The sequence below is a fragment of the Caulobacter segnis genome (assembly GCF_031454995.1).
Classification (GTDB): Bacteria; Pseudomonadota; Alphaproteobacteria; order Caulobacterales; family Caulobacteraceae; genus Caulobacter; species Caulobacter segnis_E.
Genome location: NZ_JAVDRV010000001.1, coordinates 558,187 through 578,048 on the forward strand (window position 1 = coordinate 558,187; position 19,862 = coordinate 578,048).

The window sequence follows — 19,862 nt, forward strand, 5'->3', positions numbered from 1 at the left end:
GGGGCGGGGGCATATGGGGCGGCGGTCGGACTATCGGCGGGACATCGACGGACTGCGCGCGCTCGCCGTCCTGGCGATCACGATCCATCACGCCTTCCCGGGGTGGATTCCGGGCGGTTTCGTCGGGGTGGACGTGTTCTTCGTCATCTCCGGCTTTCTGATCACCCGGATCATCGCCGACGAGAGGGACGCCGGCGGCTTCTCGTGGGGCGGCTTCTACCTGCGGCGGGCCCGGCGCATCATCCCGGCCTATGTCGTGGTCGCGCTGGTCACCGCCGGGCTGGCGGCCTGGATCGAGATGCCGCGTCAGCTGGCCCAGACCGGCGCGACCCTGGCGGCCTCCGGCCTGTTCGCCGCCAATATCCTGCTCACCCAGAGCGCCGGCTACTTCTCGCCCGGCGCCCAGGAGAACCCGCTGCTGCACCTCTGGTCGCTGGGCGTGGAGGAGCAGTTCTATCTGGTCTGGCCCGCGCTGATCGCGGCGCTTTCGCTGAAGCGGCTCAGGCCCGTCCGGCCCTGGCTGGCGCTGGGCCTACTGGTCGTCTCTCTAGCCGGCGCGCAGGCGATGGTCATGGGCGGCCAGGGCGTCTGGGCGTTCTTTGGTCCGCCGGCCCGGGCGTGGGAGTTCCTGGCCGGCGCGGTCGTGGCCCTGGGCCTGTTCCGAGCGCCGGTCGGCCGCGCCGCCGCCAACGCCGCGGCGATCCTGGGCCTGACGCTTATCGCCGCGAGCCTGGTCCTGCTGACCGACGCCTCGCCCTTCCCGGGCCTGCTGGCCGTTCCCGCCTGCCTGGGGACGGCGCTGGTGTTGTGGAGCGGCCAGGCGGGCGAGGCCGCCGGCGCGGCGGTCCTCCGGCTTCCGCCGATGGCGGCGATCGGGCGCGTCTCGTACTCGCTCTATCTGTGGCACTGGCCCCTGCTGGTCCTGGCCGCCGACGTCGCCCAGCGTCCACTGACCCTCCTTCAACGCGCCGGCCTCGTGGCGCTGGCGGTCCTGCTGGCGACGGCCACCTGGTTCCTGGTCGAGCAGCCGTTCCGGAAGGGCTCCACGGACCGCCCCTGGCGTCGCCTGCTGGTCATGCTAGCGCCGCCGCTGGCGATCGTCGGAGCGGGCGCGCTGTTGTTCCTCACCCACGGCCTGCCGGCTCGCCTGTCGCCGGCAGCCCAAGCCGCCGCGGCGCTGGAGGAGAGCGACGTCAATCCGCTGCGCGAGACCTGCTTTGGCAACATCAAGCCGATCGGCTGCCGGATCGGCGCGGCGCCCGACGCCAAGGACTACGACGTGCTGGTCTGGGGCGACTCCCACGCCGACGCGATGACGCCGGGCGTCGTCGAGTGGGCGCGGAAACGCGGCTGGAGCGTGCGCGAAGCGGCCCAGGGCGGCTGTCCTCCCGTCATCGGCGTACGCGTCCACATGCAAAACGGCGTGGAGCTGAAATGTCCGCGCGCGGCCAAGTTGGCCATGGCCGAGATCGCCGCCAATCCGAAGCTGAAGCTTGTCGTGCTGTCGGCGCGCTGGCCGATGTACCGCGACGCGCCGCCCTTCTACGACGTCAACTCGCCCCGAACCGCGATGACCGCCGAGGGCGAGCGGAGCGAGACTCCGGCGCTGTCGAAGGTGCTGCTGGATACGGTGGACGCCATATCCGCCGCCAATCCGCGCGCCGTCGTGCTGATCATCGGCCCCACGCCCGAGCTCACCTTCACCCCGCCCGAATGCCTGGCCCAGGCGCGTCATCTGGGCCTGCGCGAGGCGGGCTGCTCTTCCGCGCCGTCCGACTTGATCCTGGCGCGCCTTCGTCCGACGGAAGCCGAGATCCGCGAGGTCCTGGCGCGGCGACCAGCGGTCCGGGCGGTGTTCCCTGGCGATGACCTCTGCCGAGGGGCGACCTGTGTCGGCGCCCTCGACGGCGAGCTCATCTATTTCGACGACGACCATCTCGCCGCCTCGGGGGCGCGGCGGCTGGTTCCCGGCTGGATGGACCGGGGCCTCAGCGACAAAGGGCGTAACCCGCTGGATTGAGGTGCAGGTGATCAGCGTGGGCGGCGTTGTAGTCCGGGCTCAGCACCACGCCGAACACCCGGCAGGCGCCGTCGCGGACCGCGCGGACGAAGCGGCCCTCGTCCGTCTCGCGCCGGAAGTCTCGCGCCACGGTGATCCGGCGGCCATCGGCCAGGCGGAAGCCAGCGATATCGAGGGCGTTGGCGCGGGCGTGCTCGCTGGGCCGCTCGCCGGGCCGGCCGTAGATGGTGCGACAGGCATAGGTCCCGAGGTGATCGACCCGGACCACCGCCTGACCCAGCCGCTCCCGCGCCGCCGGCGCCACCACCTGCCGCTCCCAGAGGGCGTAGCGCAGGGCCATCGGGCAGGTCATGACCGGCGCCGCGGGCGAGAGCTTGCCCGACGCGCGCACCGTGTCGCGGGTTGAGCAGAAGCCGTCGTCCTTCTCCGGCTGATCGACGACGGTCAGCCCGCCCGCGCGCAGCGCCGCGCGGCAAGCGATCGGGTCCGAGGCGATCCGCGACAGCTTTCCGGCCGTCGCCAGTCCGATCGGCTGGTTCAGCGAGAACGGCTTCCACGGCAGGTCCTGGGGCGGGGCGATCCGGTCGACCAGGATCAGCAGCAGCAGCCCGGCGAGGACCGCCTCCAGAAGGAGCGTCCATAGGCCGGCCAGCGCCAGGATTTCGGGGGATACCGGTTTCACCCCGTTCCAACGAAGCATCGCCGCGTGGGTTCACTTGCCCGCGCGGGCGGCGTACAGGCTGTCGCTCTTCGGCGGAGATGGCCCAACCGGCATGCGTTTGACGATCGACAAGGCCCTGGCCCCGCGCTTCGCCCTCCTGTGCCTGGGCATCTGGTTGAACGCCGCCGACACCCTGGTGACGGCGACGATCATGCCCAGCGTGGCGCGCGAGATCGGCGGCTACGCCTATTTCGGCTGGTCCGTGGCGGCCTATCTGACCGGTTCGATCGTGGCGGGCGCGTGCTCGGGCAAGCTGTCCCTGGCCCTGGGCCTGCGCCAGGCGACGGCGTTCAGCGGCCTCGTCTACGCGATCGGCTGCGCGATGAGCGCCCTGGCGCCGGAGTTCGTCACCTTCATCCTGGGCCGCCTGGTCCAAGGCCTTGGCGCGGGCGCCGTCGTGGCGCTCTGCTACGTGGCGATCACCGCCCTGTTCCCCGAGCGCCTGTGGCCGCGCGTTTATGGCGCCGTGGCCGGCGTCTGGGGCGCGGCGACCCTGCTGGGCCCGACCCTGGGGGGCCTGTTCGCCGCCGCTGGCTTCTGGCGCGGGGCGTTCTGGATGTTCGTCGCCCAGGCGATCATCTTCATCGCCGCCGTCATGGTCATGCTGCCGGCCGACAAGGGCGACGCCGCCCGAGGCCGCGTGCCGGTCCCGCAGCTGACCGTGCTGGTGCTGGCCGTCAGCCTGATCGGCGCGGCGGGAGTCGTCGCCTCGCCGCGGCTGGCGGTGGGGCTGGCGATCGGCGGCGCGATCGGCATGGCCGCCATGCTGGCGCTCAACGCCAAGACCCACGATCGCCTGCTGCCCAAGAGCGCCGCCGACCTCTCGTCCGCCACGGGTCTGGGCCTGCTGACCATCTTCTCGACCGAGGCGGCGGTGATCGGCTTCACCGTCTATGGACCCGCCTTCATCCAGGCCCAGCACCACGCCTCGCCGTTGTTGGCCGGCTATGTGGTCGGGGCGATCGCCGCGGGCTGGACGCTGTGCGCCATCCTGGTGGGCAAGGTGCCGGCCGAGCGGGATGGCCGCTTCGTGCGGGTCGGCGTCGTCGTGATCCTGCTGGGCGCGCTGGCCAGCGCCTGGGCGACGCCGCGCGGAACCCTGGTCGAGACCGCCTTGGCCCTGGCGGTGATGGGGGCGGGCTTTGGCCTGTGCCACGCCTTCATCGCCCGCCGGACGATCGGCGGCGCGCCGGCCGACGAGCAGGCCGTGGCCTCGGGCGCGGTGCCGACCTCGCAGCTGATCGGCGGCGCCACGGGCGCGGCGGGCGCGGGGGCGATGGCCAACCTGCTGGGCTTCAGTCACGGGATCGACCCGACCCTGGCCGCCGACCGAGGCCCTCTGCTGTTCGCGGCCTTCCTGCCGCTGGCGGTCGTGGGCGTGCTGGCGGCGTGGCGGCTGGGCGGGCGCTAGGCCTCCGCCAGCGCCGTCGCCTCCACCAGCTTCACCACGTCGCCCATGATCTGCGTGATCTTGAAGTCCTTGGGCGTGTAGATCCGCGACACGCCCATCTGCTTCAGGATCAGGGCGTCGGCCTCGGGGATGATGCCGCCGGCGACGACGGGGATGTCACCCAGGCCCTCGGCGCGCATCACGCGGATGACCTCCTGCACCAGATCCAGGTGCGAGCCCGACAGGATCGACAGGCCGATCACGTGGGCGCGGGTCTCCTTGGCGCGGCGGACGATCTCCTCCGGCGTCGAGCGGATGCCGTCATAGACCACCTCCATGCCGCAGGCCCGGGCGCGCGTGGCGATCTGCTCGGCGCCGTTGGAGTGGCCGTCCAGGCCGGGCTTGCCGACCAGGTAGGTGAGCGCGCGGCCCAGCAGCTGGGAGACCCGCTCGACCTCCCGCTTCACCGCCTCGACGTCCTCGGCCTCGCCAGTGGAGACGACCACGGCCACGCCCGTCGGGCCGCGATATTCGCCGAACACCTCGCGCAGGGCCCCGGCCCACTCGCCGGTGGTGACGCCGGCCTTGGCGGCGGAAATCGAGGGTTCCATGATATTCGCGCCAGAGGCGGCGGCAGCCTTCAGGGCGCTTAGAGCGGCCTCGACGGCGGCCGGATCGCGCGCCTCGCGCCAGGCCTTGAGGCGAGTGACCACCTCGGCCTCGAGCCGAGGGTCGACCGTCTCGATCGCGCCCTCGCCGGCCGAGAGCGGCGAGACCTCGGTGTCGGTCCAGCGGTTGACGCCGACCACGGTCAGGTCGCCGGTCTCGACCGCCCGCACCCGCTTGGCGTTGGAGGACACCAGCTCGCCCTTCATGTAGTCGATGGCGTTCTGGGCGCCGCCCATCTCGTCGATCAAGGCCAGCTGCGAGAGCGCGCCTTTCGACAGTTCGGCGACCTTGGCCTCGACCACATTGGAGCCGTCGAACAGGTCCTCGTATTCCAGCAGGTCGGTCTCGTAGGCGAGAACCTGTTGCAGGCGCAGCGACCATTGCTGGTCCCACGGACGCGGCAGGCCCAGGGCCTCGTTCCAGGCCGGCAGCTGCAGGGCCCGGCAGCGGGCGTCCTTGCTGAGCGTGACGGCCAGGGCCTCGATGAGAATCCGGTAGACGTTGTTCTCGGGCTGCTGCTCGGTCAGGCCCAGGGAATTGACCTGCACGCCGTAGCGGAAGCGGCGGGCCTTGGGGTCCTGGACGCCGTAGCGCTCCAAGAGGATCTGGTCCCAGAGCTTGGTGAAGCTGCGCATCTTGCACAGCTCGGTGACGAACCGGACGCCCGCGTTGACGAAGAAGCTGATCCGCGAGGCGACGATCTCGAAGTCCTCGTCGGGGACCTGGCCGCCGGCCTTGACGGTGTCGAGCACCGAAATGGCGGTCGCCAGGGCGAAGGCCAGCTCCTGCTCCGGCGTCGCGCCGGCCTCCTGCAGATGGTAGCTGCAGACGTTCATCGGGTTCCACTTGGGAACCTCGCGATAGCACCAGGCGATCATGTCGCCGATCAGCCGCAGGGACGGACCCGGCGGGAAGATGTAGGTGCCGCGCGACAGATACTCCTTGATCAGATCGTTCTGCGTCGTGCCCTGGAGCGTCTTACGATCCGCGCCCTGCTCGTCGGCCAGGGCGACATACATCGCCAGCAGCCAGGCGGCCGGCGCGTTGATGGTCATGGAGGTGTTCATCTTCTCCAGCGGGATCTCGCTGAAGAGGGCGCGCATATCGCCCAGATGGCTGATCGGCACGCCGACCTTGCCGACCTCGCCCCGCGCCAGGATGTGGTCGGGGTCGTAGCCGGTCTGGGTGGGCAGGTCGAAAGCCACCGACAGGCCCGTCTGGCCCTTGGCGAGATTGGCCCGATAGAGCGCGTTCGACTTCTGCGCCGTCGAGTGTCCGGCATAGGTGCGGAAGATCCACGGCGGATCGGGCGCATGCTGGTGCGGCGTCGAGGTCATGATCACTCCCGGGGGCTCTGGCGGCCTTTGATTATCGGCGATCATGATCCGGGATTTGCTGCGACGCAATATCCATTTCGCGAGTGCGAATAGGCATAGCGCCCCCTCCACCGCTTCGCGGTCCCCCTCCCCCGTTTCACGGGGGAGGATGAAGCGCACCTCCTGCCCCGCTCGCGGGGGAGGTGGATCGGCGCGGATACGCGACGAGACGGAGGGGGCGTTTTCTAGCGCCCCGCGAACACCGCCGCCCGTTTCCCCACGAACGCCGCCCGCGCCTCCGCATGATCCGCCGACGCGGCCAGCGCGGAAATCTCGGCCTCGGTGCGCGTCAGCCCTGACGCCACCCGCTTGGTCGCCGCCACCGCCAGGGGCCCGCGCGAGGCGATCAGCCGCGCCATGTCCAGCGCCGCGTCCAGCAGACCCGCCGCCGGATGGACCTCCGCCACCACGCCATCGGCCAGCGCCCGCGCCGCGTCGAACGGCGCGCCGGTCAGCAGGTGGACCTTGGCGCGGCTCTCGCCGATCAGCTTCACCAGCCGCTCGGCCGAGGCCGTCAGCCCCATCCGCACCGCGGAGCACGCCAGGCTGGCGCGGTCGCTGGCCAGGCGGATGTCGGCGGCCAGCGCCAGCTCCAGTCCACCGCCGATGCACCAGCCGTCGATCGCGGCGATCACCGGGACGCGGCAGGCGGCGACCCGGTCGCACATCGCCAGGAAATGCAGGATCGCCGCCGTCTGGGCCGCGACATCGCGAGTCAGGGCCTCGGCCAGATCATCGCCCGTGCAGAACGCCCCGTTGCGCCCCGTCAGCACCACCGCCCGGATCGCCGGATCGGCCTCTATCGTCGCGAAGGCTTCCAGCAATCGCCCGCGCTCGGACAGGGCCAGGACATTGGCCGGCGCGACGTCCAGTTCGACGAGGGCGATCGAAGGTTCGGGATGGGAAAGATGGATCATCGCCGCGCAGCGTGGCCCGCCGGGACGGCCGCCGCAACCTTTCCCTCACGGCGCCCCGACGGTCGATGTTGCGCCGCACAAGATTCCACTTGCCAGTTTCAAACATCTGTCTCAGCGTAGGGGTCTTCCGGAATGTTTTTTGCGTCCGGAAGCCAAAATGACCCGAAGGGGAGGTGTTTTTCGCGCCTTCACCACCCGGGCGCGCAGCCGAGTTTGGCCTTTACGCGTTGTTGCAGCGCGGAAGGAACGGGGAGTGAGATGACGACCGCGACGCCACTGGCGACACAAGACAAGTCCGTCCTGAAGGACCTGTACGAGATCGGTGAGATCCCGCCGGCCTTCCACGTGCCGAAAACCATGTACGCCTGGAGCATCCGCAAGGAGCGCCATGGCCCGCCCTCGACCGCCATGCAGGTCGAGGTGGTCCCCACATGGGAGATCGGCGAGGACGAGGTGCTGGTGCTCGTGATGGCCGCGGGCGTCAACTACAACGGCGTCTGGGCCGCGCTCGGCGAGCCGATCAGCCCGCTGGACGGCCACAAGCAGCCCTACCACATCGCCGGATCCGACGCCTCGGGCATCGTCTGGGCGGTGGGCAAGAAGGTCAAACGCTGGAAGCCCGGCGACGAAGTGGTCATCCACTGTAACCAGGACGACGGCGACGACGAGGAGTGCAACGGCGGCGACCCGATGTTCTCCACCAGCCAGCGCATCTGGGGCTATGAGACCCCGGACGGCAGCTTCTCGCAGTTCTGCCGGGTGCAGTCGCGCCAGCTGATGCCGCGCCCCCAGCACCTGACCTGGGAAGAAAGCGCCTGCTACGTCCTGACCCTGGCCACGGCCTACCGGATGCTGTTCGGCCACAAGCCGCATGAGCTGAAGCCCGGCCAGAACGTTCTGGTCTGGGGCGCGTCCGGGGGCCTGGGCGTCTTCGCCACCCAGCTGGCCGCCGTCGCCGGCGCCAACGCCATCGGCGTGGTCTCATCCGAGGACAAGCGCGAGTTCGTGCTGTCGATGGGCGCCAAGGCGGTGCTGAACCGGGGCGACTTCAACTGCTGGGGCCAGCTGCCCAAGGTCAACGGCCCCGAGTTCAACGACTACATGAAGGAAAGCCGCAAGTTCGGTAAGGCGATCTGGCAGATCACCGGCAATCGCGACGTCGACATGGTGTTCGAGCACCCTGGCGAGCAGACCTTCCCGGTCTCGGTGTTCCTGGTCAAGCGCGGCGGCATGGTCGTGATCTGCGCCGGCACCAGCGGCTTCAACCTGACCATGGACGCCCGCTTCCTGTGGATGCGCCAGAAGCGCGTGCAGGGATCGCACTTCGCCAACCTGATGCAGGCCAGCGCCGCCAACCAGCTGGTGATCGACCGCCGCGTCGATCCGTGCCTGTCGGAAGTCTTCCCCTGGGACCAGATCCCGGCCGCCCACGAGAAGATGCTGGCCAACAAGCACCTGCCCGGCAACATGGCCGTGCTGGTCTGCGCCCAGCGCCCCGGCCTGCGCACCGTCGAGGAAGTGCGGGAGCTGAGCGACGGGCGCTAGCCGACCGGCGAGCGGCGTCAAGATTACAAATATAAATCCCCCATTGCCTTAGCCGCGCGACGCCCCCAGCATGGCGGCGAGGGCATGGGGGACAAAGATGGCGAAGGATCGGATCGTCCTGCTGGACGCGCTGCGGGGTCTGGCGATCCTGGGCATCCTTCTGTGCAACATTCCGCTGGTCTTCGCGCCGGAGATCGTCGCCGAGAGCATCCCCTTCTGGCCGCACGGCCAGGCCCCGGCCAGCCTGGCGGTCTGGTGGGTCACGCAGGTGTTCTTCCAGCAGAAGTTCTACACGCTGTTTGGCCTGCTGTTCGGCGCCTCGATCCTGCTGGTCGGCGGCGAGGGCGGCGACCGCGATCGCACGGTGATGATCGTCAAGCGCCTGCTGGCGCTGCTGGCCATCGGCCTCTTCCACGGCTTCGTCATCTGGCAGGGCGACGTCCTGTGGACCTACGCCTCGGTGGGCCTGATCGCCCTTTTGGTCCGGGGCTGGAGCGCGCGCCGCCTGCTGACGGCGGGAATCCTCATCCACCTGGGGATCAACGGCTGGCAGTTCTGGCGGATAACCCGCCGCGCCGCCCAGTTCATCACCCCGCCGCCGCCCCAGGCGATCGCCCACATCCAGAAGGAGGCCCAGGCCCAGACCACCGCCTTCACCGGCGACTTCGCCACCTCCCTGGCCCAGACCGGCCACAACTACTGGGAGTTCGTCAGCAGCAGCTGGGCGGGCTTTCCGCGGTGGCCGGTGATCGTGCTGGGCCTGATGCTGATGGGCATGGGCCTGTTCAAGTCCGGCCTGCTGAAGGGCGAAGCCTCGCGCGGCGCCTACAAGACCCTGGTGGCCGTGGGGCTTTCGGCTCAGGCGCTGGTGGCGGCGGTCATGACGCTGTTCCTCGTCGTCCCCTCGCACCCCGGCGGCCTGGGCGGCCTGGCCCACTGGATGCAGAGCGTCACCGCGCCCGTCGTCAGCCTCGGCTATCTGGGCCTGATAGTCCTGGCGGCCGACGCCAAGGTCTGGCGGACGATCCCCGCCCTGCTGGCGCCGGTCGGCCAGATGGCCTTCACCAACTACATCTTCGAGTCGCTGGTCATGACGACCCTGGCCTTCGGCGGCCGCGGCCCCGTGCTCTACGGCAAGCTGGACCGCCCCGCCCTGGCCGCCATCGTCATCGCCACCTGGGCCTTCCAGATCCTGGCCTCCCGCTGGTGGCTGAAGCGCTTTTCCATGGGGCCGCTGGAATGGCTCTGGCGCCTCGCCTATCGCGGCCCAACGCCGCTACGACGCAAGCCCGCCTGAGCCTCAAGGTTAGCCGCACCGCGGCCGGCGCACGGCCGGAGGCGCCGGGAGAATGCGGCCGAATGTTGGGCGAACTGCGCGGAAGATGTCACAGAAGATCAAAAACCGACGTTTTCGTGTCGGAAATATTGCATTGCCGCGACGAAGCGAGTTGGCTCGACCAGCGGTGGGGCGTCGCGCGTTAGGGGACGTTTGACGGAGAAACTTGCCGCTCGGCCCTGAAATCAAAGGCGAGTTTCTGCATGCTCACCCAGCGCAAACATCTTTTAGCCTCCACCATCATCGCGGGCCTGACGGTCGGCGCGCCGGCCCTGGCCCAGGCCCAGGCCCAGGCGACGGCCTCTTCCTCCGATAGCGCCGAAGTCGAAGCGGTGGTCGTCACAGGCTCGCGGATCAAGCGCTCGGCGTTCAACAGCCCCGATCCGATCCAGGTCATCTCCGCGGAACAGGGCCAGCTGAGAGGCATCGCCTCCGCGACCGGCCTGCTGCAGTCCTCGACGATCGCGTCGGGCTCGCCGCAGGTGACCTCGGACATCTCCAGCGCCTTCGTCACCGACGGCGGCCCGGGGTCCGAGACCGTTTCGCTGCGCGGCCTGGGTCCCAACCGCACCCTCGTCCTGCTGAATGGTCGGCGCGCGGGCCCGGCCGGCACGCGTGGCGGCGTTTCGGCCTTCGACCTCAACGTCCTGCCGCTGTCGGTGATCGATCACGTCGACATCCTGAAGGACGGCGCCTCGTCGATCTACGGCTCGGACGCCGTGGCGGGCGTGGTGAACATCGTCACCAAGCGCAATACCGACGGCATCGACGCCTCGATGTTCTACAGCCAGCCCCAGAAGCACGGCGGCGAGCAGTATTCGGCCAGCGCCAGCTTCGCCAAGACCTTCGATCGCGGCTTCATCAGCCTGTCGTACGAGTACTTCAAGAAGGCCGAGCAGACGCGCGGTCAGCGCAGCTACACCAACTGCGGTCGCCAGTACATCACCGACTCGAACGGCAAGCGGAAGGACACGATCGATCCGCGCACCGGCAAGATCCAGTGCCAGGACCTGCTGTACGATCAGATCTGGCTGTATGACCCGACCTTCTCGGGCTTGGCCGGCAAGCTGCAGTACGACTACACCGGCAAGATCGCCGGCCTGATCCCGCCGTCTCCGGCGGGCGGCGGCTATCCGGGCGCCCCGGCGGGCTTCTATGTGGTCGGTTACAGCGACGACCCGTCCGCCCCGGACCGCGGCGTGCTGGACTTCAACAGCCCCTTCAACCTGGCGACGTCGCTGAGCCCGCGCACCGAGCGCAACACGGTGTTCGCGCAAGGCGCCTTCAAGATCAACGACAGCATCGAGGCCTATGGCGAAGCGCTGCTGAACCGCCGCGCCACCAAGACCCACGGCTATCGTCAGTTCTGGAGCTACTTCTACACCGAGACCGGCGGCCCCAACACGGGCGCCGATCCGTTCAGCGTGGGCTTCAGCGGCGACTACATCCTGTCGCCGACCCCGGTCACCAACCGCGCCCGCGACGGCCAGCGCGTCGACTACCAGCGCTATGTCGGCGGCCTGCGGGGCGACTTCGGCGGGATCGACTTCCTGAAGAGCTGGGACTGGGACGTCTTCGCCCAGTACAGCCACAGCAAGGGCCTCTACTCGCAGGACGTGATCCTCAACGACTCCGTCAACAGCAACGCCTTCCGCACGGGCTCGTGCGTCGGCACGGTGACGCCGATCAGCAAGAAGCAGTGCGTCGACGTCGCGTGGGTGTCGCCCGACTTCCTGGCCGGCAAGTACACGCCCGAGGAAGAGGCGTTCCTGTTCGACACCGAGACCGGCAAGACCATCTACAAGCAGCTGGTCTTCGAAGGTTCGGTCTCGGGCAACCTGTTCAAGCTGCCCGCGGGCGACGTGGGCGTGGCCATGGGCTTCCACTACCGCAAGGACTCGATCAACGACACGCCCGGCCCCATCACCCTGGCCGGCAACATCTGGAACTCGTCGGTGGCCGGCATCACCAAGGGCGACGACCTGGCCCGCGAAGTGTTCGGCGAACTCAGCATCCCGATCTTCCGGGACGTGTTCCTGGCCAAGAACGTCGAGTTGTCGCTGTCGGGTCGCCATACCAAGGTCAACTCCTACGGCGAGGACGACACCTACAAGATTGGCCTGAACTGGCAGATCATTCCGTCGGTGCGCCTGCGCGCCACGCGCGGCACCTCGTTCCGCGCCCCGGCGCTGTTCGAGCTGTACAAGAACGCCCAGACGTCCTTCGCCAATCAGCGCTCGATCGATCCCTGCATCCGCTGGGGCCAGAACCTGGCCCAGGGCAACATCACCCAGCGCATTGCCGACAACTGCCGGGCGTCGGGCGTTCCGGAGACCTATTCGGGCGCCGGCGCCAGCGCCACGATCGTGTCGTCGGGCGGCAAGGGCAACCTGGTCGCCGAAACGTCGCTGGCCAAGACCTATGGCCTCATCTGGACGCCGAAGTTCGCCGACCTCCAACTGGCCGTCGACTACTTCGACATCAACGTGAAGAACGAAGTCACCCAGCTGGGCGCGGCGACGATCGTCAGGGAGTGCCTGAGCTCGCTGAACTTCCCGAGCGACAAGCTGTGCAGCCTGTTCACGCGCAATCCGGGCTCGCACCTGATCACCAACATCACCAACAACTACATCAACGTCGCCGAGCAGGTTAACCGCGGCATCGACCTGACCGTCCGCTACGGCCAAGACCTGCCCTGGGACATCAAGATGGTGACCGAGCTGCAATCGACCTGGCAGCTGAAGGACACCGAGACCAAGTTCGGCGACACGGTCGAGGATCAGAACGGCTTCGTCGGCGATCCCGACTGGACCGGCCAGCTGAACATCAGCTTCCAGAAGGGCGACTGGACCGGTTTCTGGGGCGTCGACATGATCGGAAAGGCCTCGGACGCCGAGACCGAGGTCGACCGCAACACCGCGGGCACCACCTTCTACAAGATCCACACCGAGTTCACGGCGTACCACAACGTCTCGCTGCGGCGTGATTTCGAGGACTGGTCGCTCACGGGCGGCGTCTCGAACCTGTTCGACGAGCATCCGCCGGCGGTCACCCTCAGCCAGGGCAAGTACGACACGATCGGGACCTCGGTTCAGTCGTCCCAGTACGACTACCTGGGCCGGCGCCTCTTCGTGAACTTCCGGGCGCACTTCTAAGCGCGCCACGATCCACTAAGATCACGGCGGCGGAGCGATCCGCCGCCGTTTTTCTGTCCGGATCACCTAGACCCAAGGCTTTTCAAGCGTGAACGCCATCATTCGCGGCAAGCCCGACAACCTCGACGCCGTCGGCGAGCGCTTCGAGCGCGCCCGGCTGGCCCAGCCGGTCTTCCTCAACAGCGTGCCCAAGGCCGGCACGCATCTGATCCGGAACATCATGCGGATGTTCGTCGCGCCCGAGCAGCACTGGCGGCGCGAGTACATCCAGCACGCCCTGCTGACGCGCAGCCGCGACGCCTTCCAGCTGGACCAGCCGATGATCAGTTGGGGCCATCTGCTGTTCTCCGACGAGGCGGCGGTGGCTGTCCGCGACGTCCGGCACATCGTCCTGGTGCGCGACCCGTACGACTGGGTCCTAGCGCGCGCCCGGTTCTACCTCTCCGACGAATTCCAGGGGACGCTCAATCACATCAAGAACGGCGGGGCGACGGTCGAGGACGTCATCATGATGATGATCCTGGGCGCCCACGGACGCGTCCCGGACCTCCGCGACATCTTCACGATGAACGCCATCGCCTGGATGGGGTCCAAGGCGGTGATCGTCCGCTACGAGGACATCGTCGACAATCTCAAGGACCTGGGATCGAAGCGCGCCGAGGCCTTCTTCTCGGGCCTGCTGGAGGACTGCGGCCTCGCGCTCCCGACCGACTGGCGCGACCGCGTCGAGGCCGGCGCCGATCCTCGCGAGAGCCGTACGGCGCGAGAGAACCTGAAGGTCACGGTGGAGATGCCGACAACGCTTTCGGACATTCACAAGCGTGTCGTGGACTTCCATGCGCCGGGGCTGCGGTCGCTGCTCGGCTACGCTTGAAGCGCGCCGCGGCGGTCTTTTACGAAATACTCAACTCCGACTGGCAGGTTGGCCGCGTCTCGCCCGGGGGCTCATAGGGGGCTTGAACCCGGAGGCGCGAGACGGAGGCTCATCCATGCCAAAGCCCATCGAAGACCTCACCGCCATCCTACAGGCGGGCGGCGGTTTCGAAATCTCCGCCCTGGACTATGATCCGACCGTGCTCGCGGGCGTCATCGGCCAAATGAATCAGTCCTCGGTGCTGCGGGTTCGCGACGCGGCCCACTGGACCCAGGACCAGTTGATCAGCGTGGCCCAGAACGCCCCGCCCGGCGTGGCCGAGTTCGTCTTCTAGGCTTTAGACAGCCCGCTGGAATGCGTCCCGGATAGCCTCCTCGAGGCTTCCGGGATGACACGGGAGACGCACCCGTGGGGCCTCGCGCCCTCTACAACCGTCCGCGCGAACCGCCCTTCAGACAATGCAAGCGCCGCGACGGCCGCGCCTCGACGGGGGTCTCGCCCATAGGCTCGGGCGCCGGGAGCGACGTCGAAAGTCCGCCGCTTGGCCGCGCGGGCCTTGGCGCGGGGCTCATGGCGGCGATCTTTCGGGCCTGGGCGGCGAACTCGCCGCAGACCTTGGCCTTGTCGCGGGCGCGCTTGATCAGGGCGGGATCGTCGCTGGTCGCGATCGTCTCCCAGGCGGCGTCGAGGGCGGCCATCAGCTTGGCTTGCACGCGGTCGCACCAGGTTTGGGCTTGGACTTGGGTCATGACCCGAGTTTGAGGCCGCCCCGGACACCGTGCGTAGAAAACGTGCGTTTTCGTCTAACCCATTGATTATACGAAGATCGAGCTCAAAAAGTACGGGAATACGAGCCCGCGCCCGGCCGACCCTGTGGATAGATTTTCGCGTTCCACCAATTGCCAGAGCGCCCGCCCCACCGCACAGTCGTTTCCGATCTTCGGGGGAAGATCGCGGGGGGAGCGTGAACATGAGCTGGGGTGGCAGGGTCGCTTTGACCGCCGTGGGCCTGGTGCTGGGGGTGGCCGCCGTGGTCGCCGTCCGCACCGCGACGTTCGAGGCGCCGGCCCAGGCCGATCCGGCCTCGGTCCGGCTGGCGGGCTCGCGCCCCGTCGACGTGGCGAAGGCCGCCGACCATTTGGCCCAGGCCGTCCGCTTCCAGACGATCAGCCACCAGGACCAGGCCGAGGACCAGCCGGCCGAGTGGGACAAGCTGCACGCCTGGCTGCAAGCGACCTATCCGCGGGCGCACAAGGTCATGACCCGCGAGGTCGTCGCCAACCACACCCTGGTCTACACCTGGACCGGTTCGAACCCCGCCCTGCCGCCGATCGTGCTGATGGCTCACCAGGACGTGGTGCCGGTGACGCCGGGCAGCGAGGGCCAGTGGACGCACCCGCCCTTCGATGGCGTGATCGCCGAGGGCGCGGTCTGGGGCCGGGGGTCGATCGACGACAAGGGCTCGCTGGTCACCCTGTTCGAGGCGCTGGAGACCGTGGCGGCCGGCGGCTTCAAGCCGCTGCGCACGGTGATCATCGTCAGCGGCCACGACGAGGAGGTGCGCGGGGTCGGCGCGCGCGCCGCCGCCACCTTGCTGAAGTCACGCGGGGTCAAGGCCCAGTTCGTGCTGGACGAGGGCATGGCCGTGGTCGCCGACCATCCGGTCACCGGCAAGCCCGCCGCGATCATCGGCACGGCCGAGAAGGGCTATGCGACGATGAAGGTCGTGGCTCCGGCCACCGGCGGCCACTCCTCGGCCCCGCCCAAGGACGGCGGCGGCGTCGTGACCCTGGCCCGCGCCGTCGAGGCCATCCACGACCATGGCTTCCCGCTGAGGTTCCAGGGACCGGGCGCGGACATGCTGAAGGCGATCGCCCCGCACGCCTCGCCGGTGGTCAAGGTGTTCGCCGCCAACACCTGGCTGTTCTCGCCGGTGCTGGTGGCGGTCATGGCCAAGACCCCGGCCGGGGCGGCCATGCTGCACACCACGATCGCGCCCACGATGCTGAAGGGCTCGCCCAAGGAAAACGTCCTGCCCCAGGACGCCACGGCCTGGATCAACTACCGCATCGCCCCTGGCGACACCTCGGCCACGGTGATGGCGCGGGCCAAGGACGCCGTTGGCGACCTGCCGGTCGAGCTCTCCTGGAGCAAGACGCCGGACGAGCCCTCGGCGGTCTCCTCGACCAGCTCGGAAGCCTGGAAGATCCTGGCGGGCCTGGCCGGGGACGAGAGCGAGGCGCCGGTCGTGCCGGGCCTGGTCACCGCCGGCACCGACAGCCGCTACATGGGCGGCGTGGCCAGCAACGTCTACCGCTTCCAGCCCCTAGTGCTGAAGGTGGACGACACCAAGATGATCCACGGCACGAACGAGCGCCTGACCCTGGCCAACGTCGAGCGCATGGTCCGCTTCTACCAACGCCTGGTCGAGACCGCCGCGTCCCGTTGAACCGTCAGCGTCAGTACGATTGTCGCATTCGTCCGCGATAAGACCTTCTCCTTCCGGAACAAGCCGATGCCCGCCGACGACGCCCAGATCCTGGCTCGACCAGCCAAGCTTGCCGCCGACCGTTTCGGCGAGGGCTTTGTCCGCGACGCCTGGTACGTGGCCTGCCTGTCGCCCGACCTGAAACCGGGCAAGACCGCCAAGCACGAGTTCCTGGGCGAGCCGGTCTTGATGGGCCGCACGCGCCAGGGCGAGGCCTATGCGATCGGCGACCTGTGCCCCCACCGCGCGGCCGCCCTCTCGGCCGGTCGCGTCCATCGCGAGGCCGACGGGACCGACAGCGTCGAATGCCCCTATCACGGCTGGCGCTTCGGTCCGGATGGGGCCTGCAAGGCGATCCCGTCCCTGACCGCCGACAGCGAGTTCGACATCTCCAAGGTGCGCGTGCTCCGCTATCCGATCCTCGAGCAACAGGGGCTGGTCTGGATCTGGATGGCCTCGGACCCGCGCCGCGCGACGTCCCCGCCCGAGCCGCCGCCGACCATCCCCGGCGTCGTCGGCGGCCGGCCCAAGCTGGTCGACCGCCTGGACTACGACGTCCATATCGACCACGCGGTGCTGGGCCTGATCGATCCGGCCCACGGCCCCTACGTGCATCAGCAGTGGTGGTGGCGCAGCCGGGCCAGCCAGCACGAAAAGAAGAAGACCTTCCGCCCCTCGGAAGCCGGCTTCACCATGGTCCGGCACGAGCCGTCCAGGAACTCCAAGGCCTACGCCATTCTGGGCGGCGAGCCGCTGACCGAGATCACCTTCCGCCTGCCGGCCCTGCGCTGGGAGCATGTGACCGTGGGCAAGAAGCAGGTGCTGGCCCTGTCGGCCATGACCCCGCTCAACGCCGGCAAGACCCGGATGAACCAGATCATCTGGTCGGATCACTGGGCCTTCGTCGCCCTCTACCCGATCATCCGGATCGCCGCCCGCGCCTTCCTGCGCCAGGACGGCAAGATCGTCGACTGCCAGACCCCGGGCCTCAAGCACAACCCGCCGCTGATGTGGGTGGGCGACGCCGACGCCCAGGCCCGCTGGTACCACCAGTGCAAGCGCGAATGGGCCGGCAGCCGCCTGGAAGGCCGCCCCTTCCGCAATCCGGTCACCGAACAGACCCTGCGCTGGCGGACGTGAGCGCGTGAAAAAGCCCGCCCAGCTTGGGGCTGGACGGGCTCTCTCTCGGAACGCGCCTTGAGGGACGGGTCGGTCGCGCCCCGAAAACCAATCTCTAGACCGCGTTAGGCGCGGTAGACATAAGCGCTGGAGACGTAGCCGACGCCGACGCCGTCCTGGCCAACCAGGATCCACTTGCCGTCACCGGTGCGGCCCAGGGCCTGGAAGGTCTCGCCCGAGCTCACGGCGCCCAGACGCGGCGCGCGGGTCGTGGCGGCCGAGCGCAGGTTCAGGGTCGAGCGGGCGACGTACTTGTGGCCCACCTTGACCAGCGGCTCGGCCTCGACGTTCTGGGCGTAGCGGTAGCCGCCCGACTTGTAGATTCCGCCGACCTGCTTGGCCGCCTCGCTCTTTTGCATGTTGCAGCCGACCGCCGAGCCGGCGCCCGCGCCGATCACGGCGCCGATGGCCGTGCCCGTGCCGCGATCGCCCTTGCCGGCGATCTGGTTGCCGGCCAGGCCGCCCAGCAGGCCGCCCACGATGGCGCCGACTTCCTGCTTGCCGCCCGAGGCCTTACAGCCGACCACGCCGGCGCTGGCTTGGGGGGCGACGGCCATGCTCAGGGCCGCCGCGGCGGCGCCGATGGTCAGGGTGATGGTCTTGGTCTTGTTGCCGAACATGAGAGAGAACTCCTTCGTCCCTTTGAATGTGTCCGGGGTCATCAACCCCGTGAGACAGACAATGGCAGGGTGAAGCTGAACGGTGTCGGGGACCCGACTGACAGAGTTCGTTCATGTTGGATTTTTTTCGAACGCTTCCCTTTTTCAACGTCATTCCCGCCCTGAAACGAGCGGGCGGCGCCGTTGCCGGCAACGAGATTCGCGGCGCCGATCAGACCAAGGACTTCAGCCGGTCGATCCCAGTCGCCTGCCGAACGATCCGGGCCGCGAGCGCATTTCCGTTCGCGGCATTGGTGAAGACGACGATCGCTCGCCCGCGGCGGGCGTCACCGACGCCTAGCGTTTTGAAGATCCCGTAGTTGCTGCCGCTGTGCTGGAACAGCGGGCCCGCCGAGGATTGTTCGAGCTCCCAACCCAGTCCGCGCGAAATGTCGCGCCCGCGCACGTCGAGCTGAGGGGTGAGCATCGCCCGCCGGGTCGCATCGCTGATCTCCCAGTCCGCCCGCCCCGGCCGGTCGACCATCAGCAGCATGAACTTCGCATAGTCGGACGCGGTCGTCAGAAGCCCGCCCGCCGAATTGACCAGCAGGTCGTGCGTCGACGGCGCCGTCTCTGGAGCGGTCTCGCGCATCGCCGCGATCGAATCCTCGTAGGTCCATGACGCGATCGGCTTGCCCCACCGCGAAGCGACCGGAAGCAGCCGGTCGCCCAGCGCGCGCGTGGGCTGGGGGGGAAGCGCCCGCTCGCCTTCTGGAGGCTCGGAATGGCCAAAGACCGCCGATCTGGCGATCTGTTCGTCCCAGCCGAAGCTGCTGTGAGACATTCCAGCCGGGCCGAACAGCTTGGCCCGCATCACACCGCCAAGACCCATTCCCATGATCGTCTCGACGACCAACTGGAGCCAGATGAAGGCTTCGCCCGAATAGGTGTAGCTTGATCCGGGCGTTTGACTTGTGACGAGGGGCGCGGAAGCCCAGTTGGGCAAGCCGGTCGAATGCGCCAGCACATGCCGGGCCGTGATCCGTTCGAGATTCGGGTCATCACCCAGGTTCGCGGGCCGGCGGTACGCGACGAGCGGCGTGTCGAGGTCCAGGCGCTTTTCATCGACCAGCCGCATCACGACATAGGCGAAGACCGGCTTGGTCATCGACGCGGCTTCAAACAACGTGTCCTCCCGCACCGGGTCGCGGGTGAGAACGTTTTTCACGCCAAAGCCACGGCTCCAGGCGAGCTTTCCGCGGTCCACGACCGCAATGGCGACGCCAGGCACCCCGGCGATGCGCATCAAGCGCGGAAGCTCTTGCACCAAGTCTTCCGACGGAATCCAGGCGGCGTCTCGCGGACGGGCGCGGGCGGACGTCGCCCCGCCGCTGACGGTCAGCGCCGCGGATCCAATCAGCAAAGCCCGCCGCGCGAACATCGTTCCAGAAGGACTCATCTCGGTTTCCATGGGCCGGCGCGAAAGTCTCGCGGTCTGGCGACCGTATTTCAAGGACCGATCCGGAACCGCCGGCACAACGCCCGCCGGCTCGCGCCCTCCAGCATCGCCGGCCTCACGAACGCTCGCCGCTC

15 protein-coding genes and 1 pseudogene are annotated in these 19,862 nt (G+C 68.6%); 9 read left to right on the forward strand and 7 right to left on the reverse strand.

Annotation, left to right across the window (positions count from 1 at the left end; translation table 11 throughout):
- The first annotated feature begins 13 nt into the window (after positions 1-13).
- On the forward strand, positions 14-2,020 hold the full coding sequence (locus J2728_RS02675) for an acyltransferase family protein (protein ID WP_309995991.1): 2,007 nt from the start codon (positions 14-16) through the stop codon (positions 2,018-2,020).
- Here the strand turns inward: J2728_RS02675 and J2728_RS02680 are convergent.
- Complete coding sequence (locus J2728_RS02680) at positions 1,989-2,702, reverse strand: extensin-like domain-containing protein (protein ID WP_309995993.1); 714 nt, start codon at positions 2,700-2,702, stop codon at positions 1,989-1,991. The genes J2728_RS02675 and J2728_RS02680 overlap by 32 nt on opposite strands.
- Before the next feature lie 91 nt (positions 2,703-2,793).
- On the opposite strand from J2728_RS02680, the gene J2728_RS02685 reads away from it, so the two are divergent.
- Complete coding sequence (locus tag J2728_RS02685; protein WP_309995995.1) at positions 2,794-4,152, forward strand: MFS transporter; 1,359 nt, start codon at positions 2,794-2,796, stop codon at positions 4,150-4,152.
- On the opposite strand, the gene J2728_RS02690 is transcribed toward J2728_RS02685, so the two are convergent.
- The 3 genes and pseudogenes from J2728_RS02690 to J2728_RS02700 all read right to left on the reverse strand — a co-directional run bounded on the left by J2728_RS02690 (position 4,149) and on the right by J2728_RS02700 (position 7,093).
- The gene (locus tag J2728_RS02690) at positions 4,149-6,137 is read right to left on the reverse strand and encodes a methylmalonyl-CoA mutase family protein (protein WP_309995998.1); all 1,989 of its coding nucleotides are present in this window, start codon (positions 6,135-6,137) and stop codon (positions 4,149-4,151) included. The two genes, J2728_RS02685 and J2728_RS02690, sit on opposite strands and share 4 nt — an antisense overlap.
- 125 nt (positions 6,138-6,262) lie before the next feature.
- Positions 6,263-6,362, reverse strand: a pseudogene (locus J2728_RS02695) (hypothetical protein); the annotation flags it as partial.
- On the reverse strand, positions 6,362-7,093 hold the full coding sequence (locus J2728_RS02700) for an enoyl-CoA hydratase/isomerase family protein (RefSeq protein WP_309996001.1): 732 nt from the start codon (positions 7,091-7,093) through the stop codon (positions 6,362-6,364). The pseudogene J2728_RS02695 and the gene J2728_RS02700, both read right to left, overlap by 1 nt.
- 258 nt (positions 7,094-7,351) lie before the next feature.
- Between J2728_RS02700 and ccrA the strand changes: the two genes are divergently transcribed.
- From ccrA to J2728_RS02725, 5 genes are all read left to right on the forward strand, one after another.
- Entirely contained in the window at positions 7,352-8,638 is a 1,287-nt protein-coding gene (gene ccrA, locus J2728_RS02705; protein WP_309996003.1) for a crotonyl-CoA carboxylase/reductase, read from the forward strand.
- 97 nt (positions 8,639-8,735) lie between these two features.
- A complete protein-coding gene (locus J2728_RS02710; RefSeq protein WP_309996006.1) occupies positions 8,736-9,935 on the forward strand; it encodes a DUF418 domain-containing protein in 1,200 nt (399 codons plus the stop codon).
- A 242-nt stretch (positions 9,936-10,177) separates the two neighbouring features.
- A complete protein-coding gene (locus tag J2728_RS02715; protein ID WP_309996007.1) occupies positions 10,178-13,129 on the forward strand; it encodes a TonB-dependent receptor plug domain-containing protein in 2,952 nt (983 codons plus the stop codon).
- Positions 13,130-13,217: 88 nt separating this feature from the next.
- Positions 13,218-14,003: a hypothetical protein gene (locus J2728_RS02720; RefSeq protein WP_309996010.1), complete on the forward strand. Its 786-nt coding sequence runs from the start codon at positions 13,218-13,220 to the stop codon at positions 14,001-14,003.
- A gap of 115 nt (positions 14,004-14,118) precedes the next feature.
- Positions 14,119-14,337, forward strand: coding sequence for a hypothetical protein (locus J2728_RS02725; protein ID WP_309996012.1), 219 nt, complete (start codon positions 14,119-14,121; stop codon positions 14,335-14,337).
- A 91-nt stretch (positions 14,338-14,428) separates the two neighbouring features.
- Here the strand turns inward: J2728_RS02725 and J2728_RS02730 are convergent, their stop codons facing one another.
- Positions 14,429-14,752, reverse strand: coding sequence for a hypothetical protein (locus J2728_RS02730; RefSeq protein WP_309996014.1), 324 nt, complete (start codon positions 14,750-14,752; stop codon positions 14,429-14,431).
- A gap of 221 nt (positions 14,753-14,973) precedes the next feature.
- On the opposite strand from J2728_RS02730, the gene J2728_RS02735 reads away from it, so the two are divergent.
- On the forward strand, positions 14,974-16,452 hold the full coding sequence (locus J2728_RS02735; RefSeq protein ID WP_309996016.1) for a M20 family peptidase: 1,479 nt from the start codon (positions 14,974-14,976) through the stop codon (positions 16,450-16,452).
- Between the two features lie 66 nt (positions 16,453-16,518).
- Positions 16,519-17,631 carry an aromatic ring-hydroxylating dioxygenase subunit alpha gene (locus J2728_RS02740; RefSeq protein ID WP_309996019.1) on the forward strand — a complete coding sequence of 371 codons (1,113 nt, stop codon included), beginning with the start codon at positions 16,519-16,521 and terminating at the stop codon, positions 17,629-17,631.
- A 104-nt stretch (positions 17,632-17,735) separates the two neighbouring features.
- On the opposite strand, the gene J2728_RS02745 is transcribed toward J2728_RS02740, so the two are convergent.
- A complete protein-coding gene (locus J2728_RS02745; RefSeq protein ID WP_309996022.1) occupies positions 17,736-18,290 on the reverse strand; it encodes an SH3 domain-containing protein in 555 nt (184 codons plus the stop codon).
- A 211-nt stretch (positions 18,291-18,501) separates the two neighbouring features.
- On the reverse strand, positions 18,502-19,782 hold the full coding sequence (locus tag J2728_RS02750) for a serine hydrolase domain-containing protein (protein ID WP_309996025.1): 1,281 nt from the start codon (positions 19,780-19,782) through the stop codon (positions 18,502-18,504).
- Positions 19,783-19,862: the final 80 nt, after the last annotated feature.